Source organism: Burkholderia sp. CpTa8-5 (assembly GCF_017815045.1).
Classification (GTDB): domain Bacteria; phylum Pseudomonadota; class Gammaproteobacteria; order Burkholderiales; family Burkholderiaceae; genus Burkholderia; species Burkholderia sola.
In genome coordinates this window covers 113,923-137,799 of the sequence record NZ_JAGIQD010000015.1, presented here as the reverse complement: position 1 = coordinate 137,799, position 23,877 = coordinate 113,923, and the positions used below count along the sequence as shown (strand labels likewise).

The window sequence follows — 23,877 nt, the reverse complement described above, 5'->3', positions numbered from 1 at the left end:
GGTGGGCGCTCAGCGCAGCGTGCGCGCGCCCTGCGGCGTGTCGAATTCGGCGACGAGCGCCGGTGGGCCGTCGGTGGATTCGACGTCGAGCAGGTGGGCGGCGCCGAGCCAGTCGAGCTGCTCGCGGATCGTATCCGCATGCGGGTGGACGCCCTTGAGCGCCTTCAGCGCGACGCCGTCGTTCGGCAGCGATTCGGCCGGATGGCGCGGGCTGTCCCACTGGATCAGCGACGGCACGAGGCCGTCGCCCGCGCCTTGCCACGCGGGGAAGCTGCCGTCGTCGGGCACCGTGAGGCCCCAGCTCAGGTCGCCGCGCCGCATCGCGACGACGGGCGCGATGCGGGCCGGGTACTGGCGCTGCCACAGCACAAGCTGGCGCGGGCGGTCGACGCGCGCGACCCAGTGCGCGAGAAACGGGCCTTGCGCGAGTCGCGCGTGCATCGACGGGTCGTCGAGCCCGAACAGCCGCGCGCGCGGCGGCTTCGCCTCGTCGCCCGGCGCGGGCGTGTCGGGGTCGATCGCGATCACTTCGAGGTAGAGCCCGCCCCACGCGCCGAACAGCGCATTGTGGGTCCGCATCAGCGGGTGGCGGCCGCCGCCGGCCGGTTCGATGCCGAGCGCGTCGGCGACATGGCGCACGCCTTCGTCGAGGGTGCGCGCGGCGATCACGAGATGGTCGAGTGTCAGGGAGCGGGCTGGCATGAGCGTCGGTCGGGAAGCGAAAGTTTCATGGTAGGCGGGCGACGGGCCGGACGGGGGCCGGACCAGCCGGCGCACCGGCCGCGACGCGGGCCGGCGGGCGCAGCGCCACGTGTGGCTGGGTCGGACCGGCGGCCGCACGATCGCCATTCCGGTCAACTGTAATCGTCGCTACCGGCACAGTAACGGTACAATCGGCGCGATAGCCTTCGGTACAGTTGGAGCTGCCGCCCATGTCCACCGTCCCACTCGCCCAGATTCCCGCGCCGCACGACACGGCCACGCTCACGCTCGTCGACCAGCTGGTCCAGTGGGCGCGGCGGCGTATCGACGAGCGCGTGTTCCGTCCCGGCATGCGCATGCCGTCGATCCGCAAGCTCGCGCTCGACAAGAGCGTGTCGCGCTTCACCGTCGTCGAGGCCTACGAGCGCCTCGTCGCGCAGGGCTACCTCGACTCGCGGCGCGGCTCCGGCTTCTACGTGCGCGAGCGCACGGGCGCCGGCCCGCAGCCGGCCGACGGCGTCGCGCGCACGGCCGAGGCCGCGCCCGTGCACAACACGATCGACGTCGTCTGGCTGCTGCGCAACATGCTGCACACCGTCAGCCCGGAGAAGGGCCCGGGCCTCGGCTACCTGCCGGGCCGCTGGCTCGACGGCGAGCTGATCACCGGCGCGCTGCGCGCGCTCGGGCGCCAGTCGGGCGCGCAGATGCTCGGCTTCGGCACCGCGCAGGGCTTCCTGCCGCTGCGCCAGCAACTGCAGACGCGCCTCGCCGAAGTCGAGATCGGCGCGAAGCCCGAACAGATCGTGCTGGTTTCCGGCATCACGCAGGCGATCGACCTGATCTCGCGGATCTACATGCGGCCGGGCGATGCGGTGATCGTCGGCGATCCCGCGTGGTTCCAGATGTTCGGCCGTTTCGCGGCGCAGGGCGCGCAACTCGTCGGGATGCCGTATACGCCCGACGGCCCCGACCTCGACGCGCTCGAAACCCTGGTGCAGATGTGGCGGCCGAAGATGCTCGTGATCAACTCGGTGCTGCAGAACCCGACCGGCACGTCGCTGTCGGCCGCGCAGGCGTTCCGGATCCTGAAGCTCGCGGAGGCCTACGATTTCCTCGTCGTCGAGGACGACGTGTACGGCGACCTGTGCCCGCCGAGCTACCCGGCCACGCGCTTGGCGAGCCTCGACCAGTTGAAGCGCGTGATCTATCTCGGCAGCTATTCGAAGACGCTCGCGGCGAACCTGCGGGTCGGCTACGTGGCCTGCGCGCCGGAGATCGCGAAGGCGGTCACCGACCAGAAGATGCTGGTCGGGATGACGACGCCCGAGCTCAACGAGCGCGTGCTGTACAAGATCCTGACCGAAGGGCATTACCGGCGCCACGTCGAGCGGCTGCGCGCGCGGCTCGACGGCGTGCGCGACAAGACCGCGCGGATGCTCGAGCGCACGGGGCTCGGGCTCTTCACGATGCCGGCGGCCGGGATGTTCCTGTGGGCCGACACGGGCGTCGATTCGGACGCGCTCGCGGCGGTCGCGCACGAAGCCGGCTTCCTGCTGACGCCGGGCAGCCTGTTCTCGCCGCAGCAATCGCCGTCCACGTGGATGCGCTTCAACGTCGCGAATTGCGGCGATCCGGCGCTGCCGGGGCTGCTGGCGCGTTATATCGATTCGGCGGTGCGGCGCGCGTCGTGACGCGGCGCGGCCGGCCGGCTCTTGAAATGCCCGGCGCCGTCCCCAGATACGCGCGCAAACCGCTGGCGCCAGGCGGTCGTCCCAACCGGGCCGTCCCAACCGGGCCGTCCCAGGCGGTCGTCCCAACCGGGCCGTCCCAGACGGGCCGTCCTTCATGGGTCCGCCGGCATCGCGCGCCGGGCGCCGGCGTCCCCCCTTTCCAGTTCAAGTAAGAGGAAACAGCATCCATGGCACACGAAACGATGAGCTTTCAGGCAGAGGTCAAGCAACTCCTCCACCTGATGATCCATTCGCTCTACAGCAACAAGGAAATCTTCCTGCGCGAACTGGTGTCGAATGCGTCCGACGCGGCCGACAAGCTGCGTTTCGAAGGGCTCGCGGACAGCGCGCTGTACGAGAACGATCCGAACCTGCGCATCCGCATCGGCTTCGACAAGACCGCGCGCACGATCACGATCGACGACAACGGCATCGGGATGAGCCGCGACGAGGCGATCGCGAACCTCGGCACGATCGCGCGTTCGGGCACCAAGGAATTCTTCACGAAGCTGTCGGGCGACCAGCAGAAGGACGCGGCGCTGATCGGCCAGTTCGGCGTCGGCTTCTACTCGGGCTTCATCGTCGCCGACAAGATCACTGTCGAAACGCGCCGCGCGGGCCTGCCGGCGAATGAAGCCGTGCGCTGGGAAAGCGCGGGCGAGGGCGATTTCACGATCGACGCGATCGAGCGCGCGCAGCGCGGCACGACGATCACGCTGCACCTGCGCGAAGGCGAGGACGAGCTGCTGTCGTCGCATCGCCTGAAGTCGATCATCCAGAAGTACTCCGACCACATCGCGCTGCCGATCCTGATGCGCAAGGAAGAGTGGGATCAGGAAAAGGGCGAGATGGTCCTGAAGGACGAGGACGAGACCGTCAACCAGGCGAGCGCGCTGTGGACGCGCTCGAAGAGCGACGTCACCGACGAGCAGTACACGCAGTTCTACCAGCACATCGCGCACGATCACCAGGATCCGCTCACGTGGACGCATAACCGCGTCGAGGGTCGCAGCGAATACACGCAGCTGCTGTTCGTGCCGGCGCACGCGCCGTTCGACCTGTGGAACCGCGACTATCGCGGCGGCCTGAAGCTGTACGTGAAGCGCGTGTTCATCATGGACGACGCCGAGCAGCTGCTGCCGCAGTACCTGCGCTTCGTGAAGGGCGTCGTCGATTCGGCCGACCTGCCGCTGAACGTGTCGCGCGAGATTCTGCAGGAAAGCCGCGACGTGAAGGCGATCCGCGAAGGCGTGACCAAGCGTGCGCTGTCGATGCTCGAGGAGCTCGCGAACGCGGAAGACGATGTCGGCAAGGAGAAGTACAAGACGTTCTGGGGCGCGTTCGGCCAGGTGCTGAAGGAAGGCCTGGGCGAGGATCACGCGAACCGCGAGCGCATCGCGAAGCTGCTGCGCTTCGCGTCGACGCACGGCGACACCGACGCGCAGGACGTGTCGCTCGCCGACTACGTGTCGCGCATGAAGCCTGAGCAGAGCAAGATCTACTACGTGACCGCCGATACGTGGCAGGCCGCGAAGAACAGCCCGCATCTCGAAGTGTTCCGCAAGAAGGGCGTCGAGGTGCTGCTGCTGACCGACCGCGTCGACGAATGGATGCTGTCGTTCCTGCACGAATTCGACGGCAAGCCGCTCGCGAGCGTGGCGCGCGGCGATCTCGATCTCGGCGAACTGAACGACGAGGAGAAGAAGGCGCAGGAGCAGGCCGGCGAGGCGATCAAGCCGGTCGTCGAGAAGATGAAGGAAGCGCTCGGCGACAAGGTGAAGGAAGTGCGCGTCACGTTCCGCCTGACCGATTCGCCGTCGTGTCTCGTCGCGGACGACAACGACATGAGCGGCTACCTGCAGCGGATGCTGAAGGCGGCCGGCCAGAACGCACCGGCGATGCAGCCGATCCTCGAGATCAACCCGGAGCACGCGCTCGTGAAGCAGCTGAACGCCGACAGCGCCGATTTCGGCGACTGGTGCCATCTGCTGTTCGATCAGGCGCTGTTGGCCGAAGGCGGCATGCTCGACGATCCGGCGAGCTTCGTGAAGCGGACCAACGCGCTGCTGCTGTCGCGGGCCGCGTGAACGCGCGCATGCGATTCGACGGCGCACAGGCCGGCTGGCGCGAGACGCCGCGGCCTGGCTGCACGCTCGACCAGCGCGACTGGCTGACGCGCGGCGGATCGCTGACCGCGCACCTCGCGCGGCTCGGCCGCGTGACCGTGCGCGTGACGCGCGAGGCCGTCGACGCGCCGTGGTTCGACGAGCCCGACGCGCTAGCCAGCTCGCCGCGCGCGCCGATGTGGGTGCGCGAGGTGATCCTGTCGGTCGACGGCACGCCGTACGTCGCCGCGCACAGCATCGCGCCGCTCGCGGCCAGCAAGGGCGTGTGGCAGGCGATGCGGCGGCTGCGCACGCGGCCGCTCGCGGAGCTGCTGTACAGCGATCCGCAGGTCGAGCGCTCGGCGCTCGTGAGCCGGCGCGTGATCGCCGGTCATCCGCTGTATGCGCTCGCGAGCCATGCGTTGCAGGGCGCGCGCGCGCCGCATGCGTTTGCCGCGCGGCGCTCGGTGTTCCAGCGGCACGGCAAGCCGCTGATGGTCACCGAGTGCATGCTGCCGACGCTGTGGCGCCATCTCGCCGCGCACGGCGACGGGCCGCGATCGGTCGGGTCGCACGGAGACGTGTGATGCTGCAAGGTTTTCCGCCGGTCGTCGCGCCGGATACGCACACGATGATCCTCGGCAGCTTTCCGGGCGAGGCGTCGCTCGACGCCGCGCAGTACTACGCGCATCCGCGCAACCAGTTCTGGCGATTGTTGGGTGCGGTGCTCGGCGAGCCGGGGCTGCATGAGCTCGCGTATGACGCGCGGCTCGAGCGCGTGCTGTCGCACGGCATCGGCATCTGGGACGTCCTCGATGCATGCCATCGCCAGGGCAGTCTCGATTCCGCCATCAGGAACGCGAAGCCGAACGACTTCGATTCGTTGCGCGAGCATGCGCCGTTGCTCAAGCGCGTGTGCTTCAACGGCAAGACGGCAGGGCGGTTTGCCGATGTGATCGGCGCGGCGGGTTATGAAACCCTCGTGTTGCCTTCGTCGAGCCCGGCGAATGCGATGTTGTCGTTCGAGCAGAAGCTCGAATACTGGCGCCGAATCGTACTTTGATCGACCGGGCGCTGCCGGCAGCAGGGGCGGCCAGCGCATCGGAGCGATCGAAACGACGCCGTCGTCAGGCAGCGAATACGACTTCGATGTGTCCTTCGGCTTCCGACCGACGGTCGGGCCCGACGACAATCTGCACGTCGCGTCCGAGCTTCGCCAGACATTCGAGCATCTTCGTTTCGCTCACGCCGCGGAACTGTCCGCGCAGCATGTTCGACAGCTTCGGCTGAGGAATGCCGAGCAATCGCGCCGCGTGCTGCTGCGTCCATTTGCGCGCCTTGATGATTTCCGCGATCTTCGCGGCGAGTTGCGCTTTCACCCGCATTTCGTCGGCATCGCGCATGCCCAGATCAGCGTAGACGTTCCCGCTTCCCTGTTCGATTTCGATCATCGCTTTTCTCCTGTTGCGTGGGCTTCGGCCGCTTTCAGACGTTCGCGGACGAGGTCGCTGTCCGGCCTGGGTGTCGCGATGCCGCTCGACGATTTCTTGTGGAAACCGTGCAGCACGTAGACGCTGTTTCCAAACTTCACCGTGTAGACCGCGCGGTACGCGCCGTTGTCTTCCGATTCCACGATCTCCAGCACGCCCGCCGATCCGAATCCCTTCAAGAGCTTGGCGTGATCGTGCTTGCGTCCCGTCTGCGCCAGATACAGCGCATAGCCGAACGTGTCCTGCACGGCTTCGGGCATCGCCATCAAATCCTTGCGCGCCGAGCCGAGCCAGTACAGCGGTTTGATGTATGGATCCATCGATCAATTTATCCCTATTTGGGTATAATTTCAAGGGCCACGGAGGAAGTCGGTGCGGCCGTTCGAATGCGGTGTGAGGAGCGGGGCAGGCGGGCGGCGCCCACCGACGGGCGGTCGGTTCAGCCGTCGGGTGCCGCCGAAGGGAAGCGCGATGTGAACGCCCGGCCGGGTGACCGTTGCTTCATATTGTTGCGTCGCGTGGAGAGTCGAGACAATTCAGCCGTTCGACAGAGCGCTGTCGCCGTGTATCGATGACTGAAGGAGGGGCGTCGGCGACGAACCGCGACCGCATGGGCGGTCGACCGCGCTGGCCGCCGGCGGCCTCCGCCCTCCACCAATGCTATCCTCTCGTCCGCTCATCCAGCATCACCCAGCGAGATTCAACCAACATGACCCGACTGATCAAGCGTGCGTCCGCCGAGGCGCGCGCGTTCAAGCAACGCAAGCCGTCCGCGTACAACGGCTCGGAAAAACTCCAGCCGCCGCGCGTGAAGCGCCGCCCGGACATCGACGAACACGACGACGTGCCGGTGCTCGAAGCGCCGCGCAAGCCGCGCTTCGCGCCCGTGACGTTCTCCGAAGAAGGCGGCGTGCGCTTCCTGCACTTCGGCACCGAGTGGGTGCAGGGCGCGATGCGGATCTCGAAGCCGCTGCATATCGAGCTCGAATACGCGCAGCAGATGATGGCGTGGCTGCTGTTCCTGGAAACGCCCGGGCGGATCGTCCAGCTCGGGCTCGGCACCGGCGCGCTGACCAAGTTCTCGCACCGTTTCCTGCCGCACGCGAAGGTCGAGGCCGTCGAGCTGAACCCGGCCGTGATCGTCGCCGCGCGCACGATGTTCGCGCTGCCGCCCGACGACGCGCGCCTCGTCGTACACGAAGCCGACGCATGGGATTTCGTCAACGACCCGGCCAACCGCGGCACGACCGGCGCGATCCAGATCGACCTGTACGACGCGACCGCGCGCGGCCCCGTGCTCGACAGCGTCGCGTTCTATCGCGCGGTGCGCGGCTGCCTCGCCGACGCCGGCATCGCGACGATCAACCTGTTCGGCGATCATCCGAGCTTCGTGCGCAACATGAAGCACCTGAACGCGGCGTTCGATCACCGCGTGATCGCGCTGCCCGAAGTGCACGACGGCAACCGGATCGCGATCGCGTTCTCGGGCCCCGCGCTCGACGTGCCGTTCGCGCAACTGGAAGCCCGCGCGAAGCTGATCGAGGACACGCTGAAGCTGCCCGCGCGCAAGTGGGTGAAAGCTTTGAAAGCCACGACCGGCGCACGCGACGCCGCGTTCGCGATCTGACGTCGCAGGCACCGGCGACAGGCCGGTGCAACCGCACGACAAGGGGCGGATCACCTCGGGTTCGCCCCTGCTTGACCGCGTGCTCGCGGCTCCTATACTGGCGCGAAGCCAGGGGAGCCGCAGCCTACCCGTTTTGCCGCTCCTCTCGGCGCCGTACCCGCTCAACAAGATCGATAACCGGGATAGAAGAGGAGACGTCATGGCTCACGATGCCGACGCCAACCGGGCCGCCAAGCGCTGGCTCTGGCTGCTGGTACTGCCGCTGATCGCGATGGTCTGGGTACCGTCGTACAGCAAGATCGAACCGCAATGGCTCGGTTTTCCGTTTTTCTACTGGTACCAGTTGCTGTGGGTCTTCATCAGCGCGGTGATCACCGCGTTCGTGTATTTCAAGACCAAGAACGCATGGAAGGCGAGCGGCACGCAGGGAGGTGCGCAATGAATCTCGGCGCGACCTTCGTCTTCGTCCTGCTGTTCATCGGCGTCACGATCATCGGTTTCCTGGCCGCGAACTGGCGGCGCGGCGATCTTGCCCATCTCGACGAATGGGGCCTTGGCGGACGCCGCTTCGGCACGATCGTCACGTGGTTCCTGCTCGGCGGCGATCTCTACACGGCCTACACGTTCGTCGCGGTGCCCGCGCTCGTGTTCGGCGCCGGCGCGATGGGCTTCTTCGCGCTGCCGTACACGATCCTGATCTATCCGTTCGCGTTCGTCGTGTTCCCGAAGCTGTGGAGCATCGCGAAGCGGCACGGCTACGTGACGGCCGCCGATTTCGTCAATGCGCGCTACGGCAGCCGGATGCTCGCGCTGGCGATCGCGGTGACGGGCATCCTGGCGACGATGCCATACATCGCGCTGCAGCTCGTCGGCATCGAGGTGGTGATCGGCGCGCTTGGCTTCGACACGACCGGCTTCGTCGGCGACCTGCCGCTGATCATTGCGTTCGCGATCCTCGCTGCCTACACGTACACGTCGGGGCTGCGTGCGCCCGCGATGATCGCGATCGTGAAGGACGTGCTGATCTACGTCACGATCGCCGCCGCGGTGATCGTGATCCCCGCGAAGCTCGGCGGTTTCGGGCACATCTTCTCCGCGGTGCCGCCCGCGAAGCTGCTGCTGAAGGCGCCCGACGCGATGAGCCTGAACGGCTACAGCGCGTACGCGACGCTCGCGATCGGCTCGGCGCTCGCGCTGTTCCTGTATCCGCACTCGGTCACGGCGATCCTGTCGTCGTCGTCGGGCAACTCGATCCGCCGCAACATGGCGATGCTGCCCGCGTACTCGTTCGTGCTCGGCCTGCTCGCGCTGCTCGGCTACATGGCGCTCGCCTCCGGCGTGAAGGACATGCCGCAGTACGCGCCGTACTTCAAGGCGTTCGGCCCGAACTTCGCGGTGCCCGCGCTGTTCCTCGAGTACTTCCCGTCGTGGTTCGTCGGCGTCGCGTTCGCGGCGATCGGCATCGGCGCACTGGTGCCGGCGGCGATCATGTCGATCGCGGCCGCGAACCTGTACACGCGCAACATCCATCGCGAGTTCGTGAACCGCAACATGTCGCACGACCAGGAAACGCACGTCGCGAAGCTCGTATCGCTGATCGTGAAAGTCGGCGCGGTGGCGTTCATCCTCGGACTGCCGCTGACCTACGCGATCCAGCTGCAACTGCTCGGCGGGATCTGGATCATCCAGACGCTGCCCGCGATCGTGCTCGGCCTGTACACGCGCGTGCTCGACCATCGCGGCCTGCTGGCCGGCTGGGCGGCCGGCATCGTGTGCGGCACGTGGATGGCGGTCTCGCTGAAGCTGGCGAGCTCGATCTTCACGATCCACCTGTTCGGCCTCGCGATTCCCGGCTACGCGGCCGTGTGGTCGCTGATCGTGAACCTGGTGGTGTCGGTGGCGGTGAGCGTGCTGGTGCGCGTGATGGGGATGACGCATGCGGAGGATCGCACGCGGCCGGAGGATTATCTCGACGTCGTCGAGGGCTGATACGGGCGGTGCGCGGCCGTGTGCCGCGCACGCGTCGCGCAGCAACGAAAACGCCCGCCACCGCAAGGTGGCGGGCGTTCGTTCTTGCGTCAGCCCTGCGCGCGTTTCGCGAGTTCCTCGCGCTGCGACAGATCCTCGACGTTGACCATCCAGTGCACGCCGAAACGATCCTTCGCCATCCCGAAGCCAAGCGCCCAGAACGTCTTGCCGAACGGCATCGTCACTTCGCCGCCGTCGGCGAGCGCATTGAACAGCTTCTGGCCTTCGTCGACCGTCGTCGGGTTCAGCGACAGCGAATAGCCGGCGTGCGCGGCGCCCGCTGGCTGGCTGCAGTCCCCGTCCGAGCACATGATCATCGACTCGCCGATCGTGAAGCTCGCGTGCATCACCTTGTCGGCCATCTCCGGCGACATCGGGTAATCGGGATTCGGCGGCGCGTCCTTGAAGTGCATCTTGAACATCGTCTTCGCACCGAGCGCCTTTTCGTAGAAATGAAGGGCTTCGTCGGCACGACCGTAGAACGTCAGGTACGGTTGAACTTGCATCGTTGTCTCCTGGAATGTGCGATGCCGACGCGTCGGCGCTGGCGTGGCGTCGTGCAAGACTGACTGGGGAAAAGGGTGCATCGGGAGGCGGCCGTCGTACCCGTGACGTGGATTGTAGTGCGCGCGCTTGACGATGGAATGAAAAATAAAACGGCTGCGAACACGAAATTCGCAGCCGTTTTCAGCGCGTGGGCTGACGCCTGTCGTCAGGCTTGCTGACAGCCGCTGACGCGCGGCGCGATTCAGCGCAGCGCGTCGATCAGCTTCTCGAGCTTCACCGCGTCGGCGGCGAACACACGGATGCCTTCGGCGAGCTTTTCGGTCGCCATCGCTTCGTCGTTCAGCTGGAAGCGGAACGATGCCTCGTCGATCGCGACGCGCTCGGCCGGCTTGTCCTGCAGCGTGTCCGGCGACAGCTTGCGTGCGACCGTGTCGTTGCTCTCCTGCAGCTTCTGCAGCAAATCGGGACTGATCGTCAGCAGGTCGCAGCCGGCGAGCTCGGTGATCTGGCTCGTCGTGCGGAAGCTCGCGCCCATCACTTCGGTCTTGTAGCCGAACGTCTTGTAGTACGTGTAGATGCGGCGCACCGACTGCACGCCCGGATCGTTCGCGCCGCCGTCGCGCGCTTCGTTCCATTCCGCGCCGGCCTGCTTCTTGTACCAGTCGTAGATGCGGCCGACGAACGGCGAGATCAGTTGCGCGCCGGCTTCCGCGCACGCGGCGGCCTGCACGAGCGAGAAAAGCAGGGTCATGTTGCACTTGATCCCTTCCTTCTGCAGCACCTCGGCCGCACGGATTCCTTCCCACGTCGACGCGAGCTTGATCAGGATGCGCTCGCGCCCGACGCCGGCCGCTTCGTACAGCTTGATGAGCTCGCGGCCCTTGTCGATCGAGCGCTGCGTGTCGAATGACAGGCGTGCGTCGACCTCGGTCGACACGCGGCCCGGGATCAGTTTCAGGATTTCGGTGCCGAACGCGATCAGCAGGCGGTCGATGATGAAATCGGTGCTTTCGTTGCGATGATCGCGGACGGTTTTCTCGAGGATCGGCTTGTACGCATCCTTCTGGACGGCCTTCAGGATCAGCGACGGGTTCGTGGTCGCGTCCTGCGGCTTGTATTGCGCAAGCTGCTGGAAGTCGCCCGTGTCGGCGACGACGGTCGTGTACTGCTTCAGCTGGTCGAGTGCGGTAGTCATGGCGATTCGGAAGAAGAGCGCGGGGCGCCGGGTTCTCACGGGCCGCGCGAGCGCGGCGGCGAAGCGAAGCGGCGCCGGGCGCCGCTTCCGATCCATCATTTTAGGCCCGATTCGTGTCGCGCACGTTTTGGCGCGTCGGGCGCGCGCCGCGGCGGGCGGCGAGCCGCGTCACGCGGGGCGTCGCGCGTTCAGAATCACCTGCGTGACGACGCCCGCGACGAGCCCCCAGAACGCCGGGCCGATCGACAGCAGCGTGAGGCCCGATGCGGTCACCATGAACGTGACGAGCGCCGCTTCGCGTTGTTTCACGTCCTGCATCGCGTTCGCGAGCCCGCTCATGATCGAGCCGAACAGCGCGAGCGCGGCGACCGACACGACGAGCGCCTTCGGCAGCGCGGCGAACAGCGCGGCGATCGTCGCGCCGAAGATGCCGGCGACCAGGTAGAACGTGCCGCACCACACGGCGGCCGTGTAGCGCTTCGCGCGATCCTCGTGCGCTTCGGGGCCCGTGCAGATCGCGGCCGTGATCGCCGCGAGGTTCACGCCGTGCGAGCCGAACGGCGCGAGCAGCAGCGACGCGAGGCCGGTCGTCGCGATCAGCGGCGAAGAAGGCGTCTGATAGCCGTCCGCGCGCAGCACCGCGATGCCCGGCACGTTCTGCGACGCCATCGCGACGACGAACAGCGGAATGCCGATGCTGACGATCGACGCGATCGAGAATGCGGGCATCGTGAGCACGGGCTGCGCGAGCGCGATGTGGAAGCGGCTGAAGTCGAGCAGCCCGAGGCCGCCGGCCGCCGCCGTGCCGACGATCAGCGTCGTCGGAATCGCGTAGCGCGGCGCGAGCCGCTTCACGATCAGGTAGGTGAAGAACATCGCGAGCACGAGCGCGGTCTGGAACTGCGCGGCGCGGAAGATCTCGATGCCGATCTCGAACAGGATGCCCGCGAGCAGCGCGGCCGCGATGCCGGCCGGAATGCGCTTCATCAGCGTGTCGAACAGCCCGCTCACGCCGACGGCCGTCAGCAGCAGCGCGCACACGACGAACGCGCCGATCGCCTCCGGGTAGGGCACGCCGGGCAGCGACGCGACCAGCAGCGCGGCGCCGGGCGTCGACCATGCGACGACGACGGGCGCGCGAAAGCGCAGCGACAGGCCGATGGTCGTCAGCGCCATGCCGATCGACAGCGCCCAGATCCACGACGAGATCTGCGCATCGGTGAGGTGGGCGGCGCGGCCGGCCTGGAACATCAGCACGAGCGAACTCGTGTAGCCGGTCATCATCGCGACGAAGCCGGCGACGAGCGTGGACACGGACGTATCGGCAAAAAAGCGGCGGCCGCCGGCGCGGCTCGCGCTCGCGGTGGGCGAAGGGTTCATGCTCTCTCCGGGGCGGCCGCTCGGATGCGGCCTGGGTATCTGCGGGTGGGTGTCGTTACTTGCTGAGTGCGCGCATCGCGGTTTCGAGGCCCGCGAGCGTGAGCGGATACATGCGCTGGCCGAGCACGTCGCGAATGATCGCGACCGATTGCCGGTATTCCCATAGCCGCTCGGGCTCGGGGTTCAGCCATGCATGGTGGGGGAACTGGTCGGCGAGGCGGCGCAGCCACACGGCGCCGGCTTCCGGGTTGTTGTATTCGACCGAGCCGCCGGGCTGCAGCACTTCGTACGGGCTCATCGTCGCGTCGCCGACGAAGATCAGCTTGTAGTCGGGCGTGAACTTGTGCAGCACGTCCCACGTCGCGGTGCGCTCCGAGTGGCGGCGCCGATTGTTCTTCCACAGGTGGTCGTACACGCAGTTGTGGAAGTAGAAGAATTCGAGGTGCTTGAATTCGGCCTTCGCGGCCGAGAACAGCTCTTCCGTGCGCTTGATGTGGTCGTCCATCGAGCCGCCGACGTCGAGCAGCATCAGCACCTTCACGTTGTTGTGGCGCTCGGGCACCATCCGCAGGTCGAGCCAGCCGGCGTTCGCGGCCGTGCTGCGGATCGTGCCGGGCAGGTCGAGCTCCTCGGCCGCGCCCTCGCGCGCGAAGCGGCGCAGCCGCCGCAGCGCGACCTTGATGTTGCGCGTGCCGATCTCGACCGAATCGTCGTAGTCGCGGTACGCGCGCGCTTCCCACACCTTCACCGCGGTGCGGTTGCCGTTCGACGGGCCGCCGATGCGCACGCCTTCCGGGTTGTAGCCGCCGTGCCCGAACGGCGACGTGCCGCCGGTGCCGATCCACTTGTTGCCGCCTTCGTGGCGTTCCTTCTGCTCGTCGAGCAGCGCCTTCAAACGCTCCATCAGCTTGTCGAGGCCGCCCATCGCTTCGATCTGCGCCTTCTCCTCGGGCGACAGCTCGCGCTCGAGGCGCTTCTCGAGCCAGTCGAGCGGGATGTCGAACGCCTCGGACGGCAGCGCGGACACGCCGTGGAAATACGCGCCGAACGCCTGGTCGAACTTGTCGAAGTACTGCTCGTCCTTGACGAGCGTCATCCGCGCGAGGAAGTAGAACGCGTCGATCGACGGCGAGATCAGCCCGGCCTTCAGCGATTCGAGCAGCGTCAGGTATTCCTTCACCGAGACGGGCAGCTTGGCTGCGCGCAGCGCGTAGAAGAAATTGAGCAGCATGGCCGGGCCTTCGCGGGTGGGTTACCGGTTGTGCCGGTTCATGTAGACGAGCCGTTCGAGCAGGCTCAGATCCTGCTCGTTCTTCAGCAGCGCGCCGGCGAGCGGCGGCACGATCTGCTTCGCGTCGGCACTGCGCAGCGCGTCGGCCGGGATGTTCTCGGCGAGCAGCAGCTTCAGCCAGTCGAGCAGCTCGGACGTCGACGGCTTCTTCTTCAGCCCCGACACGCCGCGCAATTCGAAGAAGCTCTCGAGCGCCGCGCGCAGCAGTTCCTCGCGGATGTTCGGGAAATGCACGGCGACGATCTTCTGCATCGTCGACGGATCGGGAAACTGGATGTAATGGAAGAAGCAGCGGCGCAGGAACGCGTCGGGCAGCTCCTTCTCGTTGTTCGACGTGATGATGACGAGCGGACGGTGCTTCGCGCGAATGGTCTCGCGCGTCTCGTACACGTGGAACTCCATCCGGTCGAGCTCGCGCAGCAGGTCGTTCGGGAATTCGATGTCGGCCTTGTCGATCTCGTCGATCAGCAGCACGCTCGGCTGCTCGGCGTCGAACGCCTGCCACAGCACGCCCTTGACGATGTAGTTCGCGATGTCCTTCACGCGCGCGTCGCCGAGCTGCGAATCGCGCAGCCGCGACACGGCGTCGTATTCGTACAGGCCCTGCTGCGCCTTGGTGGTCGACTTGATGTGCCACTGCAGCAGCGGCATGCCGAGCGCGGCGGCCACTTCCTCGGCGAGCATGGTCTTGCCGGTGCCGGGCTCGCCCTTGATCAGCAGCGGACGTTGCAGCGTCAGCGCGGCATTGACCGCGAGCTTCAGATCGTCGGTGGCGACGTACTGCGAGGACCCTTCGAAACGCATGGCGGCGCTCTTCTTCAACGGGAAAAAACCCAGTATAAGTCAGAAGGGCTGTCCGGGCGGGCCGCGCCCGCGTATCGTTGCGGGGCTGTGGCGGGGCCCGCCGGGGCGCCGTATGGACGCATTCCCCGCCGACGCGGTACAATCTGGCCGTTTTTTTGGCCTGCGTGGCGACCGACAAGCAAAACGGCGCGGGCCGTTGCCGCTTCGGCGCCAGTTTCCCCTCAAGCTAGGTTACAAGAGCTATGAACAAATTCGTCGGCAAACACGTCGTTGTCGCAGCGCTCGTGGCGCTCGCGGGCAGCGCGCAGGCGGCCGGTGTGGTCGGCAACCCGAAGGACGGGGCGAGCAAGGCCGCCATGTGCATCGGTTGCCACGGCATCCAGGACTACCGTGCGGCGTACCCGGAGGTCTACCGGGTGCCTGTCCTCGGCGGCCAGAACCAGCAATACCTCGAGAACGCGCTGAAGGCCTACCGCAAGAAGGATCGTCACTTCCCGTCGATGAATGCGATCGCCGGCTCGCTGACCGACCAGGACATCGCGGATCTGTCGGCGTACTACGCCGCCCAGAAGGCCGACACGAAGGACAACCCCTACAAGTAAAGCGCGCGCCGCCGATCTCTCCGGCGGGACAGGAGCATTCATGAACAACGCATTCAAGACGGCGGCGGTTGCACTGGCGGCCGGCCTCGCGATCGGTACCGCGCACGCAGCGGACATCTCGAAGGGCAAGGAACTGGTCGAGTCGCACAACTGCGCGGCCTGCCACGGCGCGCAGCTGAACAAGCCGATCAACGCGGAGTACCCGCGCCTCGCCGGCCAGCACGCCGACTATCTCGTGTGGGCGATGCGCCAGTACCAGATGGGGCTGACGAACCCGCTGATCGGCCGCAACAACGCGATCATGCAGGCGCAGGTCCAGAACCTGTCGGTCAGCGACATGAAGGACATCGCGTCCTACATCGAGTCGCTGAAGGAAACCGACCTCGTGTTCAAGAAGTAAGCGCGACGGGCCTCAGCGGCTCGCGCAGCAGGAATGCCCCGCCTCGGCGGGGTATTTTTTTGTCCGCGGCCCGGCGCAGGTCGATGTGCCGGCCGCGGGGCACTACTCAGTCGCGCGACGCGCGGCGCAGGATGCGCTGCAGGTACGCGTCGGTATCGGGCGGCGTGTTCGTGCGCTGCGCTTCCCAGATCGTCTCGCCGAGGCATTCCATGATCGCGTGCTGCGCGTCGTGGGTCGAGTCGAGCTTCGCGGCCAGCTTGTCGTGCGCGGCGCGGATCCCGGGCGGCTGGTCGATCGACAGCTGCTCGCTGATCGCGAGGTGCATCGACAGGTGCAGGAACGGGTTCGTCCGGCCTTCCTCGGGCGTGTAGTTGCGCGCGGCCGCGCCGTCGGCGTCGGCCAGTTCGTCGTGGTATTCGGGATGCTCGACGATCCAGTCGGCCGCGATCGCTTCCAGCGGCGTCAGGATCTCGCCTGCGCGCTGCTTGCGCCAGGTCTCGGTGAAAAAGCGACGCACGTCGTCGCGGCTTGGATTGAACATGGTGGGGAAACGTCGTGATTCGGGCGGCGTCATGCCGCGTCGCGCATTGTACGCCGGCGCGGCCGACGGCGCTGGCGGTGGCCACCAGGGCGGCTGGAGGCGGGGCGGGTGTTGCGGCCGCCCGTCGCGCAACGGGTAAGCGCGGGCTAGGCTCGCCGCCGCCGCGCCGCTACACTCCGACGATTCCCGTCACGGCGCGTTGCTCGCCCGCTTTCATCTTTCATCATGACCGCCATCGTCCGCTCCTCGTCCGCCGCGCTGCAGGGCGCGCTCTACGTCGCGTTGTCCGCCGCCGCATTCGGTGCGATGGCGATTTTCGGCCGCTATGCGTATGCGGCCGGCGTCGACGTGCTCGGGCTGTTGATCGTGCGCTTCGCGATCGGCGGCGCGGTGCTCGCGGCGATCGCGCGGCACCGCCGCGTCGCCTGGCCGCGCGGGCGGGCGCTCGCGCCGCTGGTGGCGATGGGCGCGCTCGGCTACGTCGGCCAGTCGTTCTGCTATTTCAGCGCGCTGCAGCACGCGCAGGCGAGCCTCGTCGCGCTGCTGCTGTACCTGTATCCGGCGTTCGTCACGCTGCTGGCCGCGTGGTGGCTCGGCGAGCGCCTCACGCGTGCCAAGGCCGTCGCGCTGGTGCTGTGCGTCGCGGGCTCGGCGCTGATGGTCGGCGGCGGGCACGGCGAGCCGCTCGGAATCGCGCTCGCGCTGGCCGCCGCGGTGATCTACTCGCTGTACATCGTCGGCGGCACGAAGGCGACGCGCGGCGTCGATCCGCTCGCGACCACCGCGATCATCTGCTTGTCGGCCACCGCGACGCTCGTCGCGATCGCCGTCATGCGAACGGCGGCGTTCGGCGCGCCGCCGCGCTGGCCCGCGACGGCCGGCGGCTGGGCGTCGATGCTCGCGATCGCGCTCGTGTCGACGGTCGCGGCCATGCTCGCGTTCTTTTCCGGGCTCGAGCGGCTCGGGGCCGCACGCACGTCGATGCTGTCGACGCTCGAACCGGTCGTGACGGTCGCGCTCGCGGCGCTGCTGTTCGGGGAAGCGTTGTCGCCGCTGCAGTGGGCGGGCGGCGTCGCGATCCTGGCGGCCGTGCTGGCGCTCGTGCGCGCGGGCGGCGCGGCCGCCGACGACGCGACGGCGACGTCGAATGCATGACGGGGAAGAGGAAGCCGCCGGCGCGCAACGGCGCCGGCCGGTATCGCGCGCGGCCCGAGCGGCCGGTGCGATGCGTGGATACGTCAGTCGCGGCTGACGCGCGTCACTCGTTGGGCGGCGGCGTCTTCGGCCGGAACTCGCACAGCGGCTCGATCGCGCAGTGCCAGCATTCGGGCCGGCGGGCCTTGCAGACGTAGCGCCCGTGCAGGATCAGCCAGTGATGCGCGTCCTGCAGGAATTCCTTCGGCGTGAACTTCTCGAGCGCGGTCTCGACGGCCCGCACGTCCTTGCCCGGCGCGAGCCCGGTGCGATTCGCGACGCGGAAGATATGCGTGTCGACCGCGATCGTCGGCTGGCCGAACGCGGTGTTCAGCACGACGTTCGCGGTCTTGCGGCCGACGCCCGGCAAGCCTTCGAGCGCTTCGCGATCGGCCGGCACTTCGCCGTCGTAGCGCTCGAGCAGGATCCGGCACGTCGCGACCACGTTCTTCGCCTTGGTGCGATAGAGGCCGATCGTCTTGATGTACTCGGTGACGCCTTCCTCGCCGAGCGCGACGATTTGTCGCGGGGTGTTCGCGACCGGGAACATTTTCCGCATCGCTTTGTTGACCGACACGTCGGTCGCCTGCGCGGACAGCATTACGGCAATCAGCAGCTCGAACGGCGTCGAGTATTCGAGCTCGGTGGTCGGATGCGGATTGAGGCTCTGCAGCGTTTCGTAGATCGCGCGTCGTTTGTTGGCGTTCATGGAGCGTTCTGGTCGGGCGGCGCGGCCGGGTCGTCCGGACCGCCGCTGCCTGCGTCGTTGTCGGGGTCGTTGCTGCCCGAGGCCGCGTCGGCATCGCGCTGCGCCTGCTGTTCGGCGAGCCGCTTGCGGCGCGCCTCGGCCGCGTCGATCTGCGCCTGGACGGCCGCGCTCACGCCCTCGGTGTTCTTCGGCCCGGCGCCTTGCCCGGACAGCTCTTCCTTCTTCTTGCGCGCGCGTTCGAGCGCGGCGGCGATGATCGCGCGTTTCTTCGCTTCGGCGTCGTCGGCCGGTGCGGCGGCCGGCGTGCCCGCCGAGCCGGGCTGCGCGGCCGATGCCTCCGCGGCCGGCTTCGCGGCGCTGGCCGCGCGGCGGGCGGCGGCGCGCGCTTCGGCGGCCTCGCGCTCGCGGCGCTGGCGCGCGAGCCGCAGGTCGTGGCGTTCGCGCGCGGCGTCGGCCTGTTCCTGCGACCACGCGTCCCAGCCCGTGCGATCGCCGGTCACCGGCAGCATCGCGATGCAGTCGACCGGGCACGGCGGCACGCACAGGTCGCAGCCCGTGCACAGCGACGCGACGATCGTGTGCATCTGCTTCGGCGCGCCGACGATCGCGTCGACCGGGCACGCCTGCATGCACAGCGTGCAGCCGATGCACAGGTTTTCGTCGATGAACGCGAGCGCGCGCGGATGCTCGGTGCCGTTGACGGGGTTCAGCGGAATCACCGGCTTGCCGAGCAGGCTCGCGAGGCGCGCGATGCCTTCGGCGCCGCCGGGCGGGCACTGGTTGTAGTTCGCGTTGCCGGCGGCGATTGCCTCGGCGTACGGACGGCAGCCGTTATAGCCGCACTTCGTGCATTGCGTCTGGGGAAGCAGATCTTCGATGCGATCCGCGAGTGTTTTGGAATCGGTCACGGTGACGACAGGCTGACAACAGGCGCAGCGGCGCCGAATGGCTCTCGACCGCGTCGGGCGCGGCCGGAAAGGTTTGCCAAAGCTCGATTATCGCCGATTTCCCGCATTGCGCCGGACGCCGTCTATGCGCATAATCGAACCGCTTTTTTGCAGGGGCTCAGCAGGAGGGCGGCCGCCCGCGGCGCGCCCGTTCCAGGGCGGCCGGCGCCGAGGCGGTGGGGTGTCGGTCCGAATCAAGCGGCTCACATAGCAAAGCGCCACCATGAATCAGCCAAAAATCAAAAGAGATCCTGAAGGCACGCGCCGCCGCATCCTGATGGCGGCAGCCGAAGAGTTCGCGAATGGCGGGCTGTTCGGCGCGCGCGTCGATCAGATCGCGCGCCGGGCCGAAACGAACGAGCGCATGCTCTATTACTACTTCGGCAGCAAGGAGCAGCTCTTCACGGCGGTGCTCGAACACGCGTTCTCCGCGCTGACGGAGGCCGAGCGCGTGCTGGATCTCGACGGCGTCGCGCCGGTCGAAGCCGTCACGCGGCTCGCGCATTTCGTGTGGGACTACTACCGCGACCATCCGGAGCTGCTCCGGCTCATCAACAACGAGAACCTGCACGAAGCGCGCTATCTGCACAAGTCGACGCGGATTCGCGAGATGATGTCGCCGATCGTCGCGAAGCTCGGCAACGTGCTGATGCGCGGCCAGAGGGCGGGGCTGTTCCGCGGCGACGTCGATCCGCTGCGCTTCTACGTGACGCTGTCGGGGCTCGGCTACTACATCGTGTCGAACCGCTTCACGCTCGCCGCGACGCTCGGCCGCGACTTCACCGACACCGACGAGCGCGCGGAGATGGTCCGGATGAACACCGAGGTGCTGCTCGCCTATCTGCTGCGGCGCTGACGCGACGAACGCAGGAGCCGACGAGCCGCCCCATCGCGGCCGCGGCCGAATAAAAAAACGCCGCCGTTGCGCGAAGCAACGGCGGCGTTTTTGCGTCGGGATGCGGCGCGTCAGGCGGCCTTGCGGGCCCGCACGGTTTTGGCGCGCGGGCTGCCTGCCGCGCGTTTCGCCGCGGGCGCGGCCTTCGCGGCGGGCGTCCTGGCGGGCGCGACCGTCACGGCCGGCGCCTTCACGCGCGTGCGTTTCGCGGCGGTGGCGCGCACCGCCGTTTCCGGCTCCGGCTTGGCGGCCGGCACGACGCCGATCGCGGTCGCATCCTGCGCATCGACGGGCAACTTCGTCGCGCCGTTCTTCGGCTCCGGCGCATGCTCGCGGATGAAGTCGCGCAGTTGCGGATAGATGATCGTGCGCCAGCGGCGGCCCGAGAAGATCCCGTAGTGGCCGCACTTCTCGGCGGTCAGGCTGCGGCGATCGTCCTGCGGGATGCCCGTGCACAGCTCGTGCGCGACGTGCGTCTGGCCGCTGCCCGAGATGTCGTCGAGTTCGCCCTCGATCGTCATCAGCGCGGTGTGCTTGATGTCCTGCGGACGCACGCGCTCGCCCTCGACGTCCCACGTGCCTTCCGCGAGCCGGAATTCCTGGAACACGACGCGGATCGTCTCGAGGTAATACTCGGCGGCCATGTCGAGCACCGCGTTGTATTCGTCGTAGAAGCGACGGTGCGCTTCGGCGTCGTCCTCGTCGCCGCGCAGCAGGCTCTGGTAGAAGTCCCAGTGCGATTGCGCGTGGCGCTCCGGGTTCATCGCGACGAAGCCCGTGTGCTGCAGGAAGCCCGGATACACCTGGCGGCCTTCGCCCGGATAGTTCGCGGGCACCGTGTGGATCACGTTGTTCTCGAACCACGCGGTCGAGTGTTGCGTGGCCAACGAGTTCACCGACGTCGGGCTGCGGCGCGCGTCGATCGGGCCGCCCATCATCGTCATCGTGAGCGGCGTGTCCTCGCCGCGGCTCGCCATCAGCGAAATCGCCGCGAGCACCGGCACCGTCGGCTGACATACCGAGATCACGTGGAGGTTGCGCGCGCCGATGTGACGGATGAATTCCTGGATGTACGCGATGTAGTCGTGCAGGTGGAACGGGCCGACTTCGACCGGCACCATCCGCGCATCGATCCAGTCGGTGATGTAGACCTTGTGATCCTGCAGCAGCGTGCGCACCGTGTCGCGCAGCAGCGTCGAGTGGTGGCCCGACAGCGGCGCGCAGACCAGCACGACCGGTTCGTCCTTCAGTTGCGTGACGGCGTCGGCATCGTCCGAATAGCGCTTGAAGCGCAGCAGCCGGCAGAACGGCTTCTCGATGATCGTCTGCTCGACGATCGGGATGTTGTGGCCGTCCTTGACGATCTGATGAAGGTTGAATTCCGGCTTTTCGTAATCCTTGCCGAGCCGATACATCAGCTCATAGGCGGCCGCCATCCGCGGCGCGCCGGGCATCAGCGAGAACGGGCTGGACGGATTCGCGAACGACTTCGACGCGGCCTGGGCCCAGGCCGTGAGCGGGCTCAGCATCGCCCGCTGGAATTCGTGCAGTTGGTAAAGCATGCAGGCTACTCCCGCGTGGGGGGACGGTGCGCAAGGGCGGCGTGAGGCGTCGCGGCGTGCCGTGTGGATCAGCGGCCGGCCATGTTGCATTGCAGCCGGACAATCTCGTCGATCATATCGGACAACGATCGTTTGTGCAATGCAACATTTCCCGGTTTTTTCATCAAATTTTTGCGATTTGACGATCTATGAACAAGGGCCCGCGCCGCCGCTCAGCGGCCGGTGGCCACGGCCGGCGCGGGCTGGCCGGCCGCGCGCGCCATCGCGTCTTCATGGTGCATCAGGTTCATCGCGGTATGCACGAGCGCCACGTGCGAGAACGCCTGCGGGAAGTTGCCGACGAGCCGCCCGGCCACCGGGTCGTATTCCTCCGCGAGCAAGCCCAGGTCGTTGGACAGCGCGAGCAGCCGGCTGAAGAGCCGATGCGCGTCGTCGATCCGGCCGAGCAGCGCGTAGCTGTCGACCAGCCAGAAGCTGCACGCGAGAAACGTGCCTTCGCCCGGCGGCAGGCCGTCGTCGTATTCGGTCGTGCGGTAGCGCATCACGAGCCCGTCGTGCAGCAATTCCCGTTCGATCGCGTCGACCGTGCCGACGATGCGCGGGTCTTCCGGCGGCAGGAAGCCGAGCTGCGGCAGCAGCAGCACGCTCGCATCGAGCTCGTCGCTGCCGTAGCTCTGTGCGAACGCCTGCTTGCCTTCGTGCCACGCGTTCGCGCAGACGTCCGCATGAATCCGCTCGCGCAGCGCGCGCCAGCGGTCGAGCGAGCCGGGCAGCCGGAACATTTCCGCCGACTTGATCGCGCGGTCGAACGCGACCCACGCCATCACCTTCGAGAACGTGAAATGGCGGCGGCCGCCGCGCGTTTCCCAGATCCCTTCGTCGGGTTCCTGCCAGATCTTCTCGAGGTGGTCGAGCAGCGCGCACTGCACCGACCAGACCGTGTCGTCGGCCTGCAGGCCGCCCACGCGCGCGAGATGCAGCGCGGCCATCACCTCGCCGAACACGTCGAGCTGGAGCTGGTTCGCGGCGCCGTTGCCGACGCGCACCGGCAGCGAATCCTGGTAGCCGGGCAGCCAGTCGAGCTCCATTTCCGGCAGCCGGCGCTCGCCGGCGATCCCGTACATGATCTGGATCTGCTCGGGCGAGCCGGCCATCACGCGGCCGAGCCACGTGCGCCACGCGCGCGCCTCGTCGTAGTAGCCGCCGCGCATCAGCGCGAGCAGCGTGATCGTCGCGTCGCGCAGCCAGCAGTAGCGGTAGTCCCAGTTGCGGTTGCCGCCGATCTTCTCGGGCAGCGAGGTGGTCGGCGCGGCGACGATGCCGCCGGTCGGCTCGTACGCGAGCGCCTTCAGCGTGATCAGCGAGCGGCGCACGGCGGCCGCGTAGCGGCCCTGCACCTGGCAGCGGCCCGACCATTCGAGCCAGTAGTTCTCGGTGCGCGCGAGCATCGACAGCGGGTCGCGCGCCGGCGGCAGCCGCATGTGCGACGCCGCGTAGCCGAGCGAGAACGGCACGCGCTCGTCGGCGCTCACCGTGAATTCCGCGAGCGTATGGAGGTTCTTGCCGGTGAGCGGCACCGGCGTGCGCAGCACGACGGTATCGGGGCCCGCGATGGCCTTCATGCCGTCCTCGCGGGTCAGTTGCGTGACCCACGGAATCGAGAAGCCGTAGTCGAAGCGCAACACGAGCTCCATGCGCATCTTCATCGTGCCGTGGCGGCCGACGACGATCCGCACCAGTTCGGACCAGCCGTTGCCGGGCGGCATGAAGTCGATCACGGTGACGGCGCCGTCGGCGCTTTCGTAATCGGTTTCGAGAATCAGCGTGTCGCCGCGATAGCGGCGTGTCGTGTGCGTGATCGCGGCGTCGGCGGCCGGAGCAAGCAGCCAGCGGCCGTGCTCGGGCGTGCCGAGCAGCGCCGCGAAGCAGGCGCCCGAATCGAAGCGGGGCCAGCACAGCCAGTCGACGGAGCCGTCTTTTGCGATCAGCGCGGCCGTGTGGCCGTCGCCGACGAGGGCGTAGTCTTCGATCAGGGCGGGCATGGGCAGGCGATCCTTGGGTATTCGAGTTCACAATGCGGACGTCGGCGGCCCGGACTTCACGCCCGGGCGCCGCGCCCCGTATACTCGGCCGGGCGGCGGAGCGCATGAACGGCCGGCGTTTCGTCC

The 23,877-nt window shown here is 67.7% G+C and carries 23 protein-coding genes and 1 pseudogene; 11 read left to right on the top strand and 13 right to left on the bottom strand.

Annotated features, from left to right (window positions below; genetic code table 11):
- Window positions 1-9 precede the first annotated feature (9 nt).
- The gene (locus tag J8I35_RS22615) at window positions 10-702 is read right to left on the bottom strand and encodes a VOC family protein (protein ID WP_124554821.1); all 693 of its coding nucleotides are present in this window, start codon (window positions 700-702) and stop codon (window positions 10-12) included.
- 230 nt (window positions 703-932) lie between these two features.
- Between J8I35_RS22615 and J8I35_RS22610 the strand changes: the two genes are divergently transcribed.
- From J8I35_RS22610 to J8I35_RS22595, 4 genes are all read left to right on the top strand, one after another.
- Entirely contained in the window at window positions 933-2,393 is a 1,461-nt protein-coding gene (locus J8I35_RS22610; protein WP_050018117.1) for a PLP-dependent aminotransferase family protein, read from the top strand.
- Between the two features lie 227 nt (window positions 2,394-2,620).
- On the top strand, window positions 2,621-4,519 hold the full coding sequence (htpG, locus tag J8I35_RS22605) for a molecular chaperone HtpG (RefSeq protein WP_050018116.1): 1,899 nt from the start codon (window positions 2,621-2,623) through the stop codon (window positions 4,517-4,519).
- An 8-nt stretch (window positions 4,520-4,527) separates the two neighbouring features.
- The gene (locus tag J8I35_RS22600) at window positions 4,528-5,124 is read left to right on the top strand and encodes a chorismate lyase (protein WP_175978831.1); all 597 of its coding nucleotides are present in this window, start codon (window positions 4,528-4,530) and stop codon (window positions 5,122-5,124) included.
- Window positions 5,124-5,600: a DNA-deoxyinosine glycosylase gene (locus tag J8I35_RS22595; protein WP_209926941.1), complete on the top strand. Its 477-nt coding sequence runs from the start codon at window positions 5,124-5,126 to the stop codon at window positions 5,598-5,600. The genes J8I35_RS22600 and J8I35_RS22595 overlap by 1 nt, the downstream gene beginning before the upstream one ends.
- Before the next feature lie 64 nt (window positions 5,601-5,664).
- Here J8I35_RS22595 and J8I35_RS22590 read toward each other — a convergent pair whose 3' ends face one another.
- A complete protein-coding gene (locus J8I35_RS22590) occupies window positions 5,665-5,988 on the bottom strand; it encodes a helix-turn-helix transcriptional regulator (RefSeq protein WP_124554825.1) in 324 nt (107 codons plus the stop codon).
- The gene (locus tag J8I35_RS22585; protein ID WP_209926939.1) at window positions 5,985-6,347 is read right to left on the bottom strand and encodes a type II toxin-antitoxin system RelE/ParE family toxin; all 363 of its coding nucleotides are present in this window, start codon (window positions 6,345-6,347) and stop codon (window positions 5,985-5,987) included. The genes J8I35_RS22590 and J8I35_RS22585 overlap by 4 nt, the downstream gene beginning before the upstream one ends.
- Window positions 6,348-6,736: 389 nt before the next feature.
- On the opposite strand from J8I35_RS22585, the gene J8I35_RS22580 reads away from it, so the two are divergent.
- From J8I35_RS22580 to J8I35_RS22570, 3 genes are all read left to right on the top strand, one after another.
- Complete coding sequence (locus J8I35_RS22580) at window positions 6,737-7,654, top strand: spermidine synthase (protein WP_050018112.1); 918 nt, start codon at window positions 6,737-6,739, stop codon at window positions 7,652-7,654.
- Window positions 7,655-7,853: 199 nt separating this feature from the next.
- Entirely contained in the window at window positions 7,854-8,096 is a 243-nt protein-coding gene (locus tag J8I35_RS22575; RefSeq protein WP_006490660.1) for a DUF3311 domain-containing protein, read from the top strand.
- Window positions 8,093-9,643: a sodium:solute symporter family protein gene (locus J8I35_RS22570; protein WP_050018111.1), complete on the top strand. Its 1,551-nt coding sequence runs from the start codon at window positions 8,093-8,095 to the stop codon at window positions 9,641-9,643. The genes J8I35_RS22575 and J8I35_RS22570 overlap by 4 nt, the downstream gene beginning before the upstream one ends.
- An 89-nt stretch (window positions 9,644-9,732) precedes the next feature.
- On the opposite strand, the gene J8I35_RS22565 is transcribed toward J8I35_RS22570, so the two are convergent.
- From J8I35_RS22565 to J8I35_RS22545, 5 genes are all read right to left on the bottom strand, one after another.
- Window positions 9,733-10,188, bottom strand: coding sequence for a VOC family protein (locus J8I35_RS22565; protein ID WP_209926937.1), 456 nt, complete (start codon window positions 10,186-10,188; stop codon window positions 9,733-9,735).
- Window positions 10,189-10,430: 242 nt separating this feature from the next.
- A complete protein-coding gene (gene tal, locus J8I35_RS22560; protein WP_050018123.1) occupies window positions 10,431-11,384 on the bottom strand; it encodes a transaldolase in 954 nt (317 codons plus the stop codon).
- Between the two features lie 168 nt (window positions 11,385-11,552).
- Window positions 11,553-12,764: a benzoate/H(+) symporter BenE family transporter gene (locus J8I35_RS22555; RefSeq protein WP_050018109.1), complete on the bottom strand. Its 1,212-nt coding sequence runs from the start codon at window positions 12,762-12,764 to the stop codon at window positions 11,553-11,555.
- Window positions 12,765-12,819: 55 nt separating this feature from the next.
- The gene (locus tag J8I35_RS22550; RefSeq protein WP_050018108.1) at window positions 12,820-13,995 is read right to left on the bottom strand and encodes a VWA domain-containing protein; all 1,176 of its coding nucleotides are present in this window, start codon (window positions 13,993-13,995) and stop codon (window positions 12,820-12,822) included.
- 21 nt (window positions 13,996-14,016) lie between these two features.
- Complete coding sequence (locus J8I35_RS22545) at window positions 14,017-14,859, bottom strand: MoxR family ATPase (protein ID WP_050018107.1); 843 nt, start codon at window positions 14,857-14,859, stop codon at window positions 14,017-14,019.
- A 242-nt stretch (window positions 14,860-15,101) separates the two neighbouring features.
- Here J8I35_RS22545 and J8I35_RS22540 point away from each other — a divergent pair, with 242 nt between their 5' ends.
- Window positions 15,102-15,461, top strand: coding sequence for a cytochrome c (locus J8I35_RS22540; RefSeq protein WP_006478192.1), 360 nt, complete (start codon window positions 15,102-15,104; stop codon window positions 15,459-15,461).
- 40 nt (window positions 15,462-15,501) lie between these two features.
- On the top strand, window positions 15,502-15,861 hold the full coding sequence (locus J8I35_RS22535) for a cytochrome c (RefSeq protein WP_006478193.1): 360 nt from the start codon (window positions 15,502-15,504) through the stop codon (window positions 15,859-15,861).
- A gap of 106 nt (window positions 15,862-15,967) precedes the next feature.
- On the opposite strand, the gene J8I35_RS22530 is transcribed toward J8I35_RS22535, so the two are convergent.
- Window positions 15,968-16,402: a DUF1841 family protein gene (locus J8I35_RS22530; protein WP_006490655.1), complete on the bottom strand. Its 435-nt coding sequence runs from the start codon at window positions 16,400-16,402 to the stop codon at window positions 15,968-15,970.
- Window positions 16,403-16,627: 225 nt separating this feature from the next.
- Between J8I35_RS22530 and J8I35_RS22525 the strand changes: the two genes are divergently transcribed.
- On the top strand, window positions 16,628-17,557 hold the full coding sequence (locus tag J8I35_RS22525) for a DMT family transporter (protein ID WP_050018106.1): 930 nt from the start codon (window positions 16,628-16,630) through the stop codon (window positions 17,555-17,557).
- A 103-nt stretch (window positions 17,558-17,660) separates the two neighbouring features.
- On the opposite strand, the gene nth is transcribed toward J8I35_RS22525, so the two are convergent.
- Together nth and rsxB are read right to left on the bottom strand one after the other, a co-directional pair.
- On the bottom strand, window positions 17,661-18,305 hold the full coding sequence (nth, locus tag J8I35_RS22520) for an endonuclease III (protein ID WP_050018105.1): 645 nt from the start codon (window positions 18,303-18,305) through the stop codon (window positions 17,661-17,663).
- Window positions 18,302-19,320, bottom strand: a pseudogene (rsxB, locus tag J8I35_RS22515) (electron transport complex subunit RsxB). The gene nth and the pseudogene rsxB overlap by 4 nt, the downstream one beginning before the upstream one ends.
- Window positions 19,321-19,475: 155 nt before the next feature.
- Here rsxB and J8I35_RS22510 point away from each other — a divergent pair.
- On the top strand, window positions 19,476-20,108 hold the full coding sequence (locus tag J8I35_RS22510; RefSeq protein WP_050016340.1) for a TetR family transcriptional regulator: 633 nt from the start codon (window positions 19,476-19,478) through the stop codon (window positions 20,106-20,108).
- 110 nt (window positions 20,109-20,218) lie between these two features.
- On the opposite strand, the gene phaZ is transcribed toward J8I35_RS22510, so the two are convergent.
- Window positions 20,219-21,709 (bottom strand): polyhydroxyalkanoate depolymerase, encoded by a 1,491-nt coding sequence (gene phaZ, locus J8I35_RS22505; RefSeq protein ID WP_124651425.1) that lies wholly within the window; start codon window positions 21,707-21,709, stop codon window positions 20,219-20,221.
- Window positions 21,710-21,921: 212 nt separating this feature from the next.
- Window positions 21,922-23,751, bottom strand: coding sequence for a glycoside hydrolase family 15 protein (locus J8I35_RS22500; protein ID WP_050016342.1), 1,830 nt, complete (start codon window positions 23,749-23,751; stop codon window positions 21,922-21,924).
- Window positions 23,752-23,877: the final 126 nt, after the last annotated feature.

Coding starts and splice junctions, on each gene's coding strand:
- J8I35_RS22535 (WP_006478193.1), top strand. CDS start 15,502: ATGAACAACGCATTCAAGACGGCGGCGGTTGCACTGGCGGCCGGCCTC.
- J8I35_RS22500 (WP_050016342.1), bottom strand. CDS start 23,751: ATGCCCGCCCTGATCGAAGACTACGCCCTCGTCGGCGACGGCCACACG.
- tal (WP_050018123.1), bottom strand. CDS start 11,384: ATGACTACCGCACTCGACCAGCTGAAGCAGTACACGACCGTCGTCGCC.
- J8I35_RS22545 (WP_050018107.1), bottom strand. CDS start 14,859: ATGCGTTTCGAAGGGTCCTCGCAGTACGTCGCCACCGACGATCTGAAG.
- J8I35_RS22540 (WP_006478192.1), top strand. CDS start 15,102: ATGAACAAATTCGTCGGCAAACACGTCGTTGTCGCAGCGCTCGTGGCG.
- J8I35_RS22550 (WP_050018108.1), bottom strand. CDS start 13,995: ATGCTGCTCAATTTCTTCTACGCGCTGCGCGCAGCCAAGCTGCCCGTC.
- J8I35_RS22510 (WP_050016340.1), top strand. CDS start 19,476: ATGAATCAGCCAAAAATCAAAAGAGATCCTGAAGGCACGCGCCGCCGC.
- J8I35_RS22570 (WP_050018111.1), top strand. CDS start 8,093: ATGAATCTCGGCGCGACCTTCGTCTTCGTCCTGCTGTTCATCGGCGTC.
- J8I35_RS22530 (WP_006490655.1), bottom strand. CDS start 16,402: ATGTTCAATCCAAGCCGCGACGACGTGCGTCGCTTTTTCACCGAGACC.
- J8I35_RS22595 (WP_209926941.1), top strand. CDS start 5,124: ATGCTGCAAGGTTTTCCGCCGGTCGTCGCGCCGGATACGCACACGATG.
- nth (WP_050018105.1), bottom strand. CDS start 18,305: ATGAACGCCAACAAACGACGCGCGATCTACGAAACGCTGCAGAGCCTC.
- J8I35_RS22590 (WP_124554825.1), bottom strand. CDS start 5,988: ATGATCGAAATCGAACAGGGAAGCGGGAACGTCTACGCTGATCTGGGC.
- J8I35_RS22585 (WP_209926939.1), bottom strand. CDS start 6,347: ATGGATCCATACATCAAACCGCTGTACTGGCTCGGCTCGGCGCGCAAG.
- J8I35_RS22555 (WP_050018109.1), bottom strand. CDS start 12,764: ATGAACCCTTCGCCCACCGCGAGCGCGAGCCGCGCCGGCGGCCGCCGC.
- J8I35_RS22580 (WP_050018112.1), top strand. CDS start 6,737: ATGACCCGACTGATCAAGCGTGCGTCCGCCGAGGCGCGCGCGTTCAAG.
- J8I35_RS22615 (WP_124554821.1), bottom strand. CDS start 702: ATGCCAGCCCGCTCCCTGACACTCGACCATCTCGTGATCGCCGCGCGC.
- J8I35_RS22565 (WP_209926937.1), bottom strand. CDS start 10,188: ATGCAAGTTCAACCGTACCTGACGTTCTACGGTCGTGCCGACGAAGCC.
- J8I35_RS22600 (WP_175978831.1), top strand. CDS start 4,528: ATGCGATTCGACGGCGCACAGGCCGGCTGGCGCGAGACGCCGCGGCCT.
- phaZ (WP_124651425.1), bottom strand. CDS start 21,709: ATGCTTTACCAACTGCACGAATTCCAGCGGGCGATGCTGAGCCCGCTC.
- J8I35_RS22610 (WP_050018117.1), top strand. CDS start 933: ATGTCCACCGTCCCACTCGCCCAGATTCCCGCGCCGCACGACACGGCC.
- htpG (WP_050018116.1), top strand. CDS start 2,621: ATGGCACACGAAACGATGAGCTTTCAGGCAGAGGTCAAGCAACTCCTC.
- J8I35_RS22525 (WP_050018106.1), top strand. CDS start 16,628: ATGACCGCCATCGTCCGCTCCTCGTCCGCCGCGCTGCAGGGCGCGCTC.
- J8I35_RS22575 (WP_006490660.1), top strand. CDS start 7,854: ATGGCTCACGATGCCGACGCCAACCGGGCCGCCAAGCGCTGGCTCTGG.